The organism is Sphingomonas oligophenolica (genome assembly GCF_039522915.1).
Lineage (GTDB): Bacteria > Pseudomonadota > Alphaproteobacteria > Sphingomonadales > Sphingomonadaceae > Sphingomonas > Sphingomonas oligophenolica.
On record NZ_BAAAEH010000035.1, the window covers coordinates 117,053 to 130,365 of the forward strand.

Consider the following 13,313-nt stretch of genomic DNA (forward strand, 5'->3'; position numbering starts at 1 on the left):
ACTGCCGGGTGAATGACGGGCCCGGCGCATCACGGCGATGCGCCGGGCAAGCCATGGTCGCGATCGCGGCTTGGGATGGATGGGAGAAGGCAAATGGCCGATCGAGGGGAGGGCGCCTCGCCGTCCCGCCGCCTGTTTCTGGGGGGCTGCGCGGCTGCCGCTGCCGCTATGCTGCCCGCATCCCGCGCCGTTGCCCGCACCTCCCCTGTCGTGACGACACGCCACGGCAAGGTCCGCGGCGCGGTCGAGCGTGGAACGCAGGTGTTCCGCGGGATTCCTTATGGCGCCCCGACCGGGGGCGCACGCCGCTTCCTCCCCCCCGAGCCGCCGACAGGCTGGAGCGGGGTGCGCGATGCAACCGGCTTCGGCCCGTCCTGTCCGCAGCTGACCACCCCGGGCGGCCGCGCGTCGGAGCCGCCCCAGGCGGAAGATTGCCTGGTTCTGAACGTCTGGACCCCGGGGGCGGACAGGAGCGCGAAGCGTCCGGTGATGGTCTGGGTCCATGGCGGCGGTTTCGCGGTCGGCTCGGGATCGGATCCGGTGAATGACGGCGCGCGCCTCTGCGCGCGGGAAGACGTGGTCCTGGTGACGCTCAACCACCGGCTCAATGCGTTCGGCTATCTCTATTTCGGCGACCTCGCACCGTCGAGCAAAGCGGCGGCCAATCCGGGCCAGCTCGACCTGGTCCTGGCGTTGCAATGGGTGCGCGACAACATCGCTGCATTCGGTGGCGACCCGGATTGCGTGATGGTCTTCGGCCATTCGGGCGGCGGGTCGAAAGTCGCGTCGCTGCTGGCGATGCCCTCGGCGAAGGGGCTGTTTCACCGCGCGGCGCTGCAGAGCGGCTTCGGCACCTACGCAACCACGCCGGAGGACAGCATGCGCATCGCGGCGGCGCTGTTCGAGGCACTCGGTATCGCGCCCGGCGACGTGGACGCCCTTCGCGCGGTGTCGGCGGATCGCCTGCTGGCCGGGCTTCAAAAGGTGACCAAAGGCAATCCGATGCTCGGGCCCGGGATTGTCGCCGACGGCGCCGTGATCCCGCAGATTCCGTTCGCACCGGGCACGCCGCCGGTATCGCCCGGCATTGCGATGATGGTCGGCCACACGGCGACCGAGACCACCGTCCTTTTTCCACCAGAGGGCGCCTTCTCGCTCGACTGGGGGGGGCTGGCCGCCGCGCTCGAGAGCAAGGTGCGCGAGGCCGGGCCGTTGATCAACGGCTTCCGCCGCCTGCGCCCCGACGCCACGCCGAGCGACCTGTATTTCGCGATCACCACCGAGGCCGGGATGGGCCGCAATGCCCGGGTCGTCCAGGAGAAGCGCGCCGTGGCGGGAACGGCGCCGTGCTACGCGTACCTGGTCGCTTGGCAATCGCCGGTGAGTGGGGGCACGCTGCGCGCGCATCATGGAGTCGAATTGCCCATGGTGTTCGATACCGTCGCCGACTTCCCCAATCTGGCACCGCGCGCGACCGAGGCACAGGCGCTCGCAAATGTGATGAGCCGCCGCTGGGCCGCCTTCGCGCGGACGGGAAATCCCAATGTGGCCGGCCTGCCCGAATGGCCGGCCTATTCGGATCCGCGGCGCGCGACGATGATCTTCGACTCCCCCTGCGCGCTGAGCGACGATCCGCTGGGCGTCGAACAGGCACTGATCGCTGCTTATGGATGAGCCTATGCGCACGGTGATGATGGCGATCGCGGCCGTGATCGGCCTGTTTCTCGCCGCGACCGCGAGTGCCCAGCCGGCGCAGCCTTCGCCCGCGCGGCTGATTGCGCTGCCCGAACGGCAGGTCATCGCCCCGGCAATGGCCTGTGCCGATTTGCTGCGCCAGCCGGCGCGCGACGCGGGCGGAATTGCCTTCCGCCTGCGCTCGGCCGAGGAGGAGGCGGCGACCGGGTCGCGCCCCGCCTTCTGCCTGGTGAAGGGTTATGTCACGCCGCAGACCGAATTCGAGCTGCGCCTGCCGCTGTCGGGCTATACCGGGCGCTTCCTGCAGGGCGGGTGCGGCGGCATGTGCGGCGTGATCTTCAATTCGATCGTGCCGCTCTGCAGCAACGCGCACGCCTTTGGCGGTGCCTTTGCGGTTGCCTTCAACAATGGCGGGCATCATGCGGCCGGGATCGGTGACGGCACCTGGGCGATCGGCGATCCCGAACTCCGCGCCCAGTTCGCGGAGAAAGCGGCGCACGGCGTCGCGGTCGCGTCCAAGGCACTGATCGCGAGCTTCTACGGGAAGGCGCCGGAGAAGAGCTATTTCGCCGGCTGTTCGGGCGGCGGGCGCGAGGCACTGATGGAGGTGCAGCGCTATCCGGGCGACTTTGACGGGATCGTCGCCGGTTCCTCGGTGGCGATGCCGGCCGCGATGCAGCTGTTCCTTTGGGAAGCGCAGAAGGGCATCGACGGGGAGGGCAGGGAGATCTTCACCGACGCGGCAGTGCAACTGCTGCACAAGGCGGTGCTCAAGGCCTGCGACAGACTCGATGGAATCGCCGACGGGCAGATCGATGATCCCCGCGCGTGCAGCTATGATCCGGCTGCCTTGCTTTGCCCGGCCGGGCCGGGCGATCCCACGAAGTGCCTCACGCGCCAGCAGGTCGACGCGGCGCGCGCTTATTACCGCGGGCCAGCCGATGCCGACGGGAATGCACTCTTCCCCGGCGGCGCGCCTTATGGCGGCGAGCTGGGCTGGGTGGGGCGCGGCGCGCCGACCCAGTCAGGCAAATTCGCCGCTGAGGCCTTCCTGAAATATCTGCTCTTGCCAGGCGATCTTCCCGCCACCTTCGGGTGGCGCGACTGGCGCTTCACCCGGCAGAGCCTGGCCCGGCTGATCAGTGCCGGCGCGCCCTATGATTCGACTGATCCCGACATGACAGCGTTCCGCGATGCGGGCGGCAAGCTGTTGATGTGGCAGGGCGCGGCCGACAATGCCGCCGGCATCTATGGCATGCTCGATTACTATCAGGCGGTGCGCGAGCATATGGGCGGGATCGCCGCGACACGCGATTTCGCGCGGATGTTCGTGGTACCGGGGGGCTATCACTGTTCGGGTGGCTATATTGCCTATGACGAGGATTTCCTGGGCGCGGTGGTGAGCTGGGTCGAGCAGGGGAAGGCGCCGGATACGGTCGAGGCAAGCGCGACGCTGGCTGACGGCACGGTCCGCCACCGCCCGATCTATGCCTATCCGACGCGAACCCGGTATCGTGGCGGAGACGTGAATGCCGCCACGTCATTCTCTCCCGTCGCGGTGAAGGGCGAGCCCGAGGACGGCGTGGATTGGCCAGGGTCGCATGCCGCCTCGAGAAAGCGGGCAAACCTCGCACCGCACGGCTGACCCGGCGCTTCAGCGCGGGGCGAGCGGCCTGAACTCCCGGCGGAACACGGCGGCGCGGATGCGCGTGTACTGCTCGGCCTCGAATTCGTAGAAGACGAAGCTGTTGAGATAATAGCGGTCGCCGCGCGCCATCGGTCGCGCCGCGAAATCGGGCGCGTCCTCGAGCGCGAGGAATTCCGATTCGATCTCGGCCGCCAGGACATTGCCGTCGGCGAAGCACTGGACGAGTTCGATCGTCCGCATGGTCTGCCGTTTCACCTTGCCGTAGAAATCGACGATCGCTTCACGCCCGACGAGTTCGGTGCCGTTCCCGATCACGAGCCGGATATCCGGCGCGTAGAAGGTGCGCAGCGCATCCCAATCGCTCCGGTTGAAGGCGCGCAGATAGGCGCGAAAGCGCGCCTCCGGCGTCACGCCCGGCTTCCCGGCTGGGGCGAGAAGCGTGCGGTGCGAACTCGCGTGAACACGCCATTCGCAATCTCGTAAAAGGCGAAGTTCACGCTCTGCCGCTGGTCTCCCGCGCGCATCGGTCCGGTGGGCATGTCAGGCCAATCTTTGCGGGCGATGAGCGTCGTGCGCAGTTCAGCGGCGATCCGGCTGCCGTCGGCGGCCCCCACGAAGGTCAGCAGGTCGACGCGTTCGTCCAGATAGGTCCGCACGCTGCGGTAGAAATCGAGCACGGCATCGCGACCCACCAGTTGCGCCGCCTGGCCGTGGAAGACCACATTATCCGCGTAGCAAGCGCCGAACCCGGGGAAATCCGCACGATTGAAAGCAGCGAGATAGGCTTCGAACCAGGAAAGCAGCCTCGGTCGCGCGCTCACACCCTTTCCTCCCCGACGATGTAGAAATCCTTCCGCAGCGTCCGCGACGCGAACAGGAAGCAGATCGAGGCAGCGAACAGGATGCACACGGCGGACATCAGCGCTGACCTGATGCCGTAGGTCGCTGCGACCGCGCACGGATCGCCCAGGCTCTTCGCGGCGAGAAGCGCCGCCTTGCCGCCACGGCATTGAGCCAGATAATTGCCCCCGGCGAATGCCGACTGGGCAAAATGATCGCTCAACCAGCCGACCGTTGCCGGCCCGAAGCCCGAGCCGAAAATGGTGTAGAGGATCGCGAACAGCGCCGCGCCAGTCGCCCGCATCCGCGGCTCGAGCAAATTCTGGATCATCGCCAGCGTCGGGCCATAGTAAAGGAGCATCGTCGCGCCCGCGATGCAGAGCATCACCGAGCCCCACAGCACGGAATGGATGTTGAACGCGATCCAGTAGAGAAGGGGGGCGATCGCCAGGCCGGTGGCGGCCCCCCAGGCCGGCCAGCGCCGGTCGCCGCGCCGCGAAAGCCAGTCAGTGCCGAACGAACCGATGATGAGTCCCGCGGCGAGAGCAATCGCCGAGATGGTTCCGTACAGCGTGCCCGCCTGCTGGACCGGCAGCTGATATATCCGCGCCAGGTACACGGCCAGGAATTGCGAAATCGCGGTCATGCCGAAGCCGGCGAGCGAGCCGCCCAGAATCACGAACAGCAGCCCGCGCTTCCGTGCGACGGCGCGGAGAAAGGCGCCGAAATCGGGCAGGGGCGCGGGCTCGCGCGGGGCATTGTCAGCCAGTCCGCGCCGGGGCTCGCGCAGCACCAGCAAAATCGTCACGCCGACGATCACGCCCGGAACACCGAGCGCGAAAAAGGCAGCGCGCCACCCCCAATGGGCCGCGACCCAGCCGCCGACCACTGCGCCGAGGAAGGTGCCGACCGGCGTGCCGAGGAAGATGAGCGACATCGCCGAGGCGCGCCGCTCACGCGGGAAATGGTCGCTGACGAGCGACGACGTCGCCGGTTGAGCGCCGGCTTCGCCCATGCCCACGCCGACCCGGCACAGCAGCAACTGAGTGAAGCTGCCGATCAATCCGCAGGCTGCGGTCATGATCGACCAGAAGAGAATGGCGCCCGCGACGATCTTGACGCGCGAGAACCGTTCGGCAAGCCGTCCGATCGGCAAGCCCAGGATCGCATAGAGGAATGCGAAGGCGACGCCCTGCAGGATGCCGAGCTGGAAGTCGCTCAGCTCCAGATCGCGTTTGATCGGCTGGGCGAGCACTGCAAGCACCGATCGATCGGCGAAATTGAAGACGGCCACCGAAAACGACATGCCGATGAACAGGCGCTTGTAGCCGGCAGACAGCAGGCGTTCGTCTTCGTCGCGCAAGGGCCCTGATCCTCTCTATTTCGCCATTGATGCGGCGCAATTCCGGGTGTCCCGGTCGCGCGCCGCTCGGCCATTGCGTCCTCGCCCGCCACCGGCGGCACGCATTCGATAAAGCCGATCGTGCAGCAATTATGATGATTTATCAATATATCATTTTAGGGCGGACAGACTAGCAGCGAACCCCCGGCGGGGATCGCGACTGGCCTCCTCGATCTCGGGGGACAATCCCCGACGGGGGCGACGGTGCCTTATCGCTTCCAGCCGGGCGGCGACAAACGGCGCCAGCCATGATGGCCGACGCCGTTTCTTCGAGTGTACGTCTATCAGGCGGCGGAACGGACGCGATTCAGAACTTACGCTTGAGTGTGACGGCAAAGGTCCGCGGCTCGCCGGGTGTACCCTGGACTGAGTTGGTCGAGCCGCGATTGTCGAAGACGTCGGTGTAGTAGAGCTTGTTGGTCAGGTTGCGCGCCTCGGCCGTCACTTCCCACTTCTGGTCGGCGGCACGGAATGTCACCCGCGCATTGACCAGGGTACGACCAGCGACACGGCCGAAGATGTCCTTTCCGCCCGTCGTCGCGTCGACATTGTTGGCGTTGCGATTGAACGCATCCTGGTGACTGATGTCCACACGTGGGGTCAGCGAGCCGAGATTGCCGAGATCTATTTCATACTGTGCGCTCGCACTCCACTCCCAGGGCGAGATATATTGCCCGTCGTCCTCGACCCCGATGCCCGAACTCGCGGCTGATGCCGAGATGGAGGTGTATTTGAAGTTCAGATAGGCGAGCGAGGCATCGATCTGGAGCCCGTGCGCGGGGCGGAGCGTCAGTTCGGCCTCGCCACCCTTGACGGTCGCCTTGCCGGCATTGATCGGCAGGGCGCAGGGCGCCGCGTTGCCCGTCTGCGGACAGCTCGAGACCGTGACGAGGATGTCACTATATTTGTTCATGAACGCGCTGACGTTCAGGCGCATCATCCGGTGGAACAGGTCGCTCTTGAAGCCCGCCTCATAGGCGACCAGCGTCTCCGGACCGAAGGTCAGCGCCTGCGACGGAAAGAACGGGCGCGGATTGACGCCGCCGCTCTTGAAGCCGGTCGAGACCTGAGCATAGGTCATGATCTCCGGGGACCAGCGATACTGGAGCGCCCCGCGCCAATCCACCCGGCTGCCGGCGTAGGTGCTCTTGAGCCCGTCCAGCGATGCAAGCGATGCCGGCGTGGCGCCACCGGTCGAGGAGCCCGGAATGCCCTTGCGGCCAAAGATGAAGGTCTTGGTGATGTCGGTGTAGCGGATGCCGCCAATTGCATGCAGATTGTGAACCAGTTCCCAATCGGCATTCGCGAACACTGCCTTGGTGGTCGACGGGATCATATTGTCTTCGATGAAGTTGAGCGTCGGCAGCGTGACTCGTGTGCGATTCTCGCTGCGCTTGTGGAAATAATAGCCGCCGACGGTGAAGTTGAGCGCGGAACCGATCGATCCGTTGAGCCTGAGTTCCTGGCTGAACTGGTGGTTGAAGATATAGCTTGCCTGCAGGGTCGGCGAGAGGGGCGAGCCGTCGCCGGATGAGTAGACGCCGTCGAACTCGCGATAGGCAGTGACGGACGTGACGTTCAGGCTGGGAGCCAGCTCGACGCTGAGATTTCCCGAAACGCCCCAGCTGTTGATCGCCGATTTGTCCGGTGCCGACCAGCTCGCGGAGCCGTCGCGGGGCGTCGACTCGCTATAATTCTCATAGCTGACATATGGGCTGCTGCTGAACGTATCCTGCGCGTAATTGCCATAGGGCGAGTAGCTGATGAACGGCGAGCCGGTCGCCGTGCCGTAGCGGATACCACCGATCGTATAGGCGGGCGCCGAGGGGCCGGTTGTCGCCGAGCCGGTATTGGTCGCGCCTGGATTGGCCGACTGGCCCACATAGAGCAGCGTGGTTGGCGCCGCTTCGCTATTGTCCCGGGTTATGTCACCGACGACGTCGAGGGTGACGCTGCTGCTCGGCTGGTAGCGCAGGGCGAGCCGCCCGGCGACATAGTCCTTTCCGCCCTCGGTGCCGAGCTTGCAATTCCTGCCGCCGGACGTCGAGGAGGGAACCGTGGTGCCAGGGTGGGTGCAGGCATAGTCGTAACGGGTGACATAGCCATCTTTGTGGACTCCCGTGGCCGAAATGCGAGCGAACAGCTTGTCCGGGACGATGGTGAAATTGGCGGCGCCGCGCAGCTCTACCCTGTTGTAGCTGCCATAGGTCGCCTCGACATAGCCGCCGCCATTGCCGTCGGGCTTCTTGGAATAGAGCTTGATTGCGCCGCCGATCGAATTCTGCCCCGCGAGCGTGCCCTGAGGCCCGCGCAGGATCTCGACACGGTCGAGATCGGTGAGGGCGAGCAGCGAACCATGCATCGTCGGCAGATAGACGTCGTCGATATAGAGGCCGACGCCGGGCTCGAGCGCGAAGCTGGTGTCGCGCTGGCCGACGCCGCGGATATAGGCGACGATCGCCGGACCGTAGGTGGCTGCGGCCTGGCGGAGCGTGACGTTGGGCGCCTGAGCCGCCAGGTCGGTGATGTTGGTCTGGCCGCGCGCTTCAAGCATTTCGCCCGTCACCGCGGTGATCGCGAGCGGAGCATCCTGAAGCTTCTGTTCGCGGAACTGGGCGGTGACGACGATGTCGGCGGTCTGAGTATCGTCCGACGCGGGTGCCGTCGCTTCTCCGCTCTGGGCGGTGGCGGTGGACTGGGCCATGGCCGGACTCGCGCCGAAGCAAAGGCCGATCCCAAGTGCGATCGTCGAAATGGCGCCAGATAGGCGCGCCGGTACCGGATACGTCATGACTTCCCCTCCCTGAAACACCTCTTCGGGTGCGGCAGCGATGGTTGCCCACGATCGCAATCAGGTCAAGAATAATCCAAATTAAGGGATCGATATTCCGTATAATGGAATTGGACAAGCACGCAAATCGCCACGGAGCTGCGCGCGGCTCCGAAATGGGGTGCAGATTTCTCGATTCCGGATTTCAGATCTTCAGCGCGATCAGGCTGCTCAGTTCGGTGGCGGCGAGTCGCACCGTGGAAATCATGCCGTCGCGGTCGCGCAAGGCGAAGCGTCGGGACGGCATGGTGAGCCCGATCGAACCGATCACGCTGCGGTTACGTCCGAAGATCGCGGCCGCGACCCCCGAAATATCGTAGCGAGAATCGTCATAAAGGGCACAACCCGTGCGCTTGATGCCGTCGAGCTCATCGCGGAGTTCGGCCAGCGGCGGATTGGCGCGACCGCTCAGGGGACCGATTCCCGGATCGGCCAGGACGGCCTCGACCACGTCTTCGTCGAGCTCAGCCAGGATCGCCTTGCCGAGCGAGCCCCAGGCCAGCCCGAGGTCGGCCCCGATCTCCATCGCGTAGCGCAGCGGATGCGTGGTATGAATGACTTCGACCACCGATGCGTTACGGCGCGACGGATTGTAGATGCACAGGACGCTGGTCTCGTCCCATTCGGACCAGAGGCGCTCGAGGAACGGGCGCGCCGTTTCGATGAGATCGAATTGAGCGCGCAGCAGCGCCGCCATCCGGAAAAGCTCGCGGCCGGGCCGATAGCTCTGGCGCTCTCCCCGCTCGATCATCCCGGCTTCGACGAGGGTCTTCAGCAGGCGATGAACCGTGCTCGAGGGAAGGGCTGCGCGTTCGGCAAGGTCCTTCAGGCTGAATGCCTGGCCGCGTTCGGCGATGAGTTTCAGCAAGGCGATGAGCCTAGGGCCCGAACCTCGCTCGGAATCTGACGCCATCAGGGCACTTTCGTTGGTTCGCGATGTCGGGTCCTATCGAAACCCCGGCACCGCCCGCAACAAAATAGCCCGCACTGCCGGGCGCCGTTCAGGTAATCGCATAATAGCGGAACAGGGAATGGTCGGGCGAATCCCCCGGCTCGACATGCGGCCGTCGCGCGCCGACACCGACGATCACCGTGCGGTTGAGCCAGTCGTGCGGGCCGACCGGCGCCCGGAAATAGGGTGTGCAGCGGAAATAGCGCGGGATCGAGGGAGCGTCTTCAGGATCGCCGGGCGCACGTAGCGGCCCGTGCACATAGCCCTGGTTGCGGATATAGATCAGGGCGCCGTCATCGGCTTCGATCATGTAATGCGCGTTGAGCTCGACGACTCCGTCGGCGCGCACCAATGGCCAGTCGGCGCCGCTGAAATCGACGAGCCGGCCATTCAGGCGCGGACCCGAGACGAGGCAGTCGGCCCCGACCGAGGTATAGCCCTGCGACCCGCCGCCGGGCAGTGGCGCGATCACCCAGCGCTTGTCGAAGTTGATCCTGACGTCGAACGCATGCTCGTAGCGGAGGGCCAGGTCGCTTTGGTCGCTCACTATCAATCTCCTGTCGGGGCCGGGATCACCGGGAGCAGAAGGCAGGATTCGCGACCGGGCCCGCTGTACAAGCGGTGCTTGCCGCGATTGCGCGTCCGTTCGTGCCGCGCAAACGGCAGGTTGGGCGCCCCCTCGTCGTAGATATCGCTGCCCTGTACGACCAGCCTCAACGTCTCTCCCGCCTTGAAACGAGTCGATGACGGCCAGAGCTCGATATCGACCGGGACGATCGCGCCGGGCTGGAGCATGTCTTCGCGCTCGTGACGGTGGAAGGGCTGCAGCGCCGAGCTGCGCGCGGGATCGGTCTCGCGATGGCTGGCACGCAGCCAGCCCAGCGCCACCGGGCCATTCTCGAAAAAGGCATAGAAGGTCATGCCGACATGATCGCCCGCAGCATCGAGCTTCTGCAACGCGACGAACAGGTCCATGTCGTCCGATCCCTCCGCCTCGACCCAGAGCCGGAGACTCGCGTGACCGCTGATCTCTGTATCGGCGTCGAAGCGATGATCGAACACCGCTCGGCCAGAGTGAGCGTCATAGGCAATCGTCGAGACCGCGCCGGCGGGCGTGGCGGCAAGCCGCTGATCGGCGGCATCGAGCCAGAGCGGCGTCGCCACGGTGCGGGCGATAGGCCATTCCTGTTCGACATGGATCTCGGCCGCCCCGGCGCGGTCGCGCACTTCGATGCGCACCGGCGGCCAGGCCGCCACGCTGGTCTGGCGGTCTTTCAGGAAATGGTCGAAAAAGGTTTCGCGCTTCGCCTGATTCTCGGGGTGATAATAATGCGCCCATTTCTTCTGGCCATGCACTTCGAGCCATTTTTGCGGGCTTGAAATGCGCTTATAGGCTTCGAGCGTGCCGCGGGTGTGCAGTCCCTGATCAGCCCAGCTGGCGACGATATAGGCGGGTGCCTCGATCGCCTCGAAATCGATCTCCTTGGAATGCCAGAACGCGTCCATTAGCGGATGCGCCTGGATGTTTTCCCAGGTGTCCTCGGTGCGGCCGAGCGAGAAGCGGATATTGTCCGATGCCCGCGGTGCGAAGCCGGTTTCGAGGATGCCGCCATGATAGGCGAATTCGCGATACCAGTCGGTGAAGCCTTCCCACGGGTTGATTGCGGCAAGCTCGGGCGGACGCAGCGCGGCGGCCCAGAACTGGATGCAGGCGAGGTAGGAAACCCCGGTCATGCCTACCTTGCCGTTCGACCAGCGTTGGTCGGCGAGCCAGCGGATCGCCTCGACGCAATCCTCCGCTTCGCCGACGCCATTGTGTCGGAAGTCGCCTTCGGAAAGCCAGGCGCCGCGCGGATCGACGACCGCGACCGCATAGCCTTTCGCACCCCAACGGACTGGATCAGCGCCTTCGAACGGCGTCAGGGGCGAAAGCCATTCGGGATTGACCCCCGATCGCGGCCAGAAAACCTGGTTGGAAAGCCCGTGCTTGCCATAGGGTCCCCAGGAAAGAAGCACGGGCAGGTCAGCCTCGCCGGCCGGACCTTCGGGGCGGTAGAGGTCGCAATAGATCCTGACCCCGTCGCTCAGCGGAATGGCCAGGTTGCGCTCGATGACCAGCCCGGATTCGGTGCGAACGGCATAGTCGGCCGGCGGCAGCGGCGGCTTGTTGGGCGCGGTATGGGGATCAACGCCCGGCCGCATGATCAGCGCGAATTCGCCTGGTTCAGTCATGTCAGAGCACCACGAAATAATGGATGCGATTGGCGCGGGGTATCTTTTCAGCGACGCCAATGAACACATGCTTGGACATCCATTCATGCGGACCCGCCGGCGCATCGAATTTGGGGCTGACCCGCATGTAGTAATCGTCATGGCCGACCGGCTCGTTGCGGGACATCCGCTCACCGATTTCGGCCGACCGTGGCCAGCGATAGCCGCGATTCTGCATGTAGATGATCGCACCGTCATCTGCCTCGAGCAGGTAGCGCGCGTCGAAATCGATCACCCCGTCGGGCCGGAGCAGCGGGAAATCGCCACCGGACATCGGCACGACCGTGCCGTTCAGGCGCGGGCCCGCAACGGTGCCGCTGGCGGCATAAATCGCGGCCCTGGACGCCCCCATCGTGCTCGGCGTGACCCAGCGGATGGGGGTGAGATCGATGGAAATCGTGAACGCATGTTCCATCTTCGGGGCGAATGAATGGCTCTTCGGCACCAGTGTCCTCTCTCGTCCGTCGCCTCTTGGTGCGACCGAGTTGTTGATAGATCATCAATTCTGAGGGAGCAAGGGGTAGCGCCGACTCTCCTGAAATTCCGATATACGGAATACGTCTTTCGTTTAGCAGAATTGTAATTGACACGGACGGCGGCTGTCTTAGGTTGGCGGCCAACCAAGTTGCTGCGCCCCGCGCGCCGCGGCGGTTGTCCATTCCGGGCGGTCGGCGGGGAGGGGCGCGGCAGTGATAATCAGGAGAGGGCTAGTGGCGACGTTGACTGTGCAGCATCCGATTGTCGCAGGCCGGGAGGGAACGCTCGTTGCCGGGCTGCCGATGCCCGTCTTCAACCGCATCACGGTCGAGCCGATCAGCGGGGCATGCGGCTGCGAGATTGGCGGTGTCGATCTGCGCGGGCCACTCGATGACGAGACGGTCGCCGAGATCATGAAGGCTTTCGAGCATTTCCTCGTCATCGTCTTCCGAGATCAGGATCTGACACCCGAGCAGCACAAAATATTCTCGCGCCTTTTCGGTCCGATCACCGAGCTGCCACAGGCGCCGACCTATGCCGGCCATCGCGACATGCAGGAAGTGCGGCGCGAGGCGGACGAACCCGAGAACGTCGTCCCGTCGTTCGAGCATTTCCACACCGACAGCCCGTTCCTGCCGCAGCCGCCGCTCTGCGTGGTGATGCGCGCGCTCGAGGTGCCGAAATATGGCGGCGATACGGCCTTCTCGAACGCCTATCTGGTCTACGAGAATCTGTCGGACGGCATGAAGGCGCTGCTCGATGGTCTCCAGGTCGTTTACTCGGGCAAGGACATCTGGTCGAAGAACGAGAAGCTGGCGCCCGAAAAGCGTCTGCGTCTGCGCGAGTCGCATGATTTCACCGACAGCGACCTCGAAAATATCCACCCAGCCGTGAGGGTTCACCCGGTCACCGGCCGCAAGGCGCTGTTCGCCACGACCGCCTATTTCAAGCGCTTCGTCGGCTGGAGCGAGGAGGAAAGCCGCGCTCTCCTGACCTATCTGCAGAGCCTCGCCCAGCACCTCCATTATCACTGCCGGGTGAAGTGGCGAAAGGATACGCTGCTCGTGTGGGACAATCGTTTCCTGCTGCATCGCGGCGTGCATGATTTCAAATATGAGCGGCGCCACCTGATCCGCACCACCGTGATGGGCGAACGGCCGCTTGGCCCGAACGACGTTGCGCGTTGAGCCGGTCGAAG

The 13,313-nt window shown here is 65.1% G+C and carries 11 protein-coding genes and 1 pseudogene; 3 read left to right on the forward strand and 9 right to left on the reverse strand.

What is annotated here, in order from left to right:
* The first annotated feature begins 93 nt into the window (after positions 1 to 93).
* The gene (locus ABD050_RS16425; RefSeq protein ID WP_343890568.1) at positions 94 to 1,674 is read left to right on the forward strand and encodes a carboxylesterase/lipase family protein; all 1,581 of its coding nucleotides are present in this window, start codon (positions 94 to 96) and stop codon (positions 1,672 to 1,674) included.
* A gap of 4 nt (positions 1,675 to 1,678) precedes the next feature.
* Complete coding sequence (locus ABD050_RS16430; RefSeq protein WP_343890569.1) at positions 1,679 to 3,340, forward strand: tannase/feruloyl esterase family alpha/beta hydrolase; 1,662 nt, start codon at positions 1,679 to 1,681, stop codon at positions 3,338 to 3,340.
* A gap of 9 nt (positions 3,341 to 3,349) precedes the next feature.
* Here ABD050_RS16430 and ABD050_RS16435 read toward each other — a convergent pair whose 3' ends face one another.
* The 9 genes and pseudogenes from ABD050_RS16435 to ABD050_RS16475 all read right to left on the reverse strand — a co-directional run bounded on the left by ABD050_RS16435 (position 3,350) and on the right by ABD050_RS16475 (position 12,053).
* On the reverse strand, positions 3,350 to 3,754 hold the full coding sequence (locus ABD050_RS16435) for a nuclear transport factor 2 family protein (protein WP_343890570.1): 405 nt from the start codon (positions 3,752 to 3,754) through the stop codon (positions 3,350 to 3,352).
* Positions 3,751 to 4,164: a nuclear transport factor 2 family protein gene (locus tag ABD050_RS16440; RefSeq protein WP_343890571.1), complete on the reverse strand. Its 414-nt coding sequence runs from the start codon at positions 4,162 to 4,164 to the stop codon at positions 3,751 to 3,753. Before ABD050_RS16440 ends, ABD050_RS16435 begins: the two co-directional genes overlap by 4 nt.
* Entirely contained in the window at positions 4,161 to 5,546 is a 1,386-nt protein-coding gene (locus ABD050_RS16445) for a spinster family MFS transporter (RefSeq protein ID WP_343890572.1), read from the reverse strand. Before ABD050_RS16445 ends, ABD050_RS16440 begins: the two co-directional genes overlap by 4 nt.
* A gap of 346 nt (positions 5,547 to 5,892) precedes the next feature.
* The gene (locus tag ABD050_RS16450) at positions 5,893 to 8,376 is read right to left on the reverse strand and encodes a TonB-dependent receptor (protein WP_343890573.1); all 2,484 of its coding nucleotides are present in this window, start codon (positions 8,374 to 8,376) and stop codon (positions 5,893 to 5,895) included.
* 184 nt (positions 8,377 to 8,560) lie between these two features.
* On the reverse strand, positions 8,561 to 9,112 hold the full coding sequence (locus ABD050_RS16455; protein WP_343890574.1) for an IclR family transcriptional regulator: 552 nt from the start codon (positions 9,110 to 9,112) through the stop codon (positions 8,561 to 8,563).
* A 96-nt stretch (positions 9,113 to 9,208) separates the two neighbouring features.
* A pseudogene (locus ABD050_RS29055) lies at positions 9,209 to 9,328 on the reverse strand (hypothetical protein); the annotation flags it as partial.
* Between the two features lie 88 nt (positions 9,329 to 9,416).
* On the reverse strand, positions 9,417 to 9,914 hold the full coding sequence (locus ABD050_RS16465; RefSeq protein ID WP_343890576.1) for a DUF3237 domain-containing protein: 498 nt from the start codon (positions 9,912 to 9,914) through the stop codon (positions 9,417 to 9,419).
* 2 nt (positions 9,915 to 9,916) lie between these two features.
* Complete coding sequence (locus tag ABD050_RS16470; RefSeq protein WP_343890577.1) at positions 9,917 to 11,599, reverse strand: CocE/NonD family hydrolase; 1,683 nt, start codon at positions 11,597 to 11,599, stop codon at positions 9,917 to 9,919.
* A 1-nt stretch (position 11,600) separates the two neighbouring features.
* Positions 11,601 to 12,053 (reverse strand): DUF3237 domain-containing protein, encoded by a 453-nt coding sequence (locus tag ABD050_RS16475; RefSeq protein ID WP_343890578.1) that lies wholly within the window; start codon positions 12,051 to 12,053, stop codon positions 11,601 to 11,603.
* A 295-nt stretch (positions 12,054 to 12,348) separates the two neighbouring features.
* On the opposite strand from ABD050_RS16475, the gene ABD050_RS16480 reads away from it, so the two are divergent.
* On the forward strand, positions 12,349 to 13,302 hold the full coding sequence (locus ABD050_RS16480) for a TauD/TfdA dioxygenase family protein (RefSeq protein ID WP_343890579.1): 954 nt from the start codon (positions 12,349 to 12,351) through the stop codon (positions 13,300 to 13,302).
* The last annotated feature ends 11 nt before the right edge of the window (positions 13,303 to 13,313 follow it).

What these genes read in the sequence shown, in the direction of transcription:
- ABD050_RS16425 (WP_343890568.1), top strand. Translation starts at nt 94, where the DNA reads ATGGCCGATCGAGGGGAGGGCGCCTCGCCGTCCCGCCGCCTGTTTCTG.
- ABD050_RS16430 (WP_343890569.1), top strand. Translation starts at nt 1,679, where the DNA reads ATGCGCACGGTGATGATGGCGATCGCGGCCGTGATCGGCCTGTTTCTC.
- ABD050_RS16450 (WP_343890573.1), bottom strand. Translation starts at nt 8,376, where the DNA reads ATGACGTATCCGGTACCGGCGCGCCTATCTGGCGCCATTTCGACGATC.
- ABD050_RS16455 (WP_343890574.1), bottom strand. Translation starts at nt 9,112, where the DNA reads ATGGCGGCGCTGCTGCGCGCTCAATTCGATCTCATCGAAACGGCGCGC.
- ABD050_RS16470 (WP_343890577.1), bottom strand. Translation starts at nt 11,599, where the DNA reads ATGACTGAACCAGGCGAATTCGCGCTGATCATGCGGCCGGGCGTTGAT.
- ABD050_RS16475 (WP_343890578.1), bottom strand. Translation starts at nt 12,053, where the DNA reads ATGGAACATGCGTTCACGATTTCCATCGATCTCACCCCCATCCGCTGG.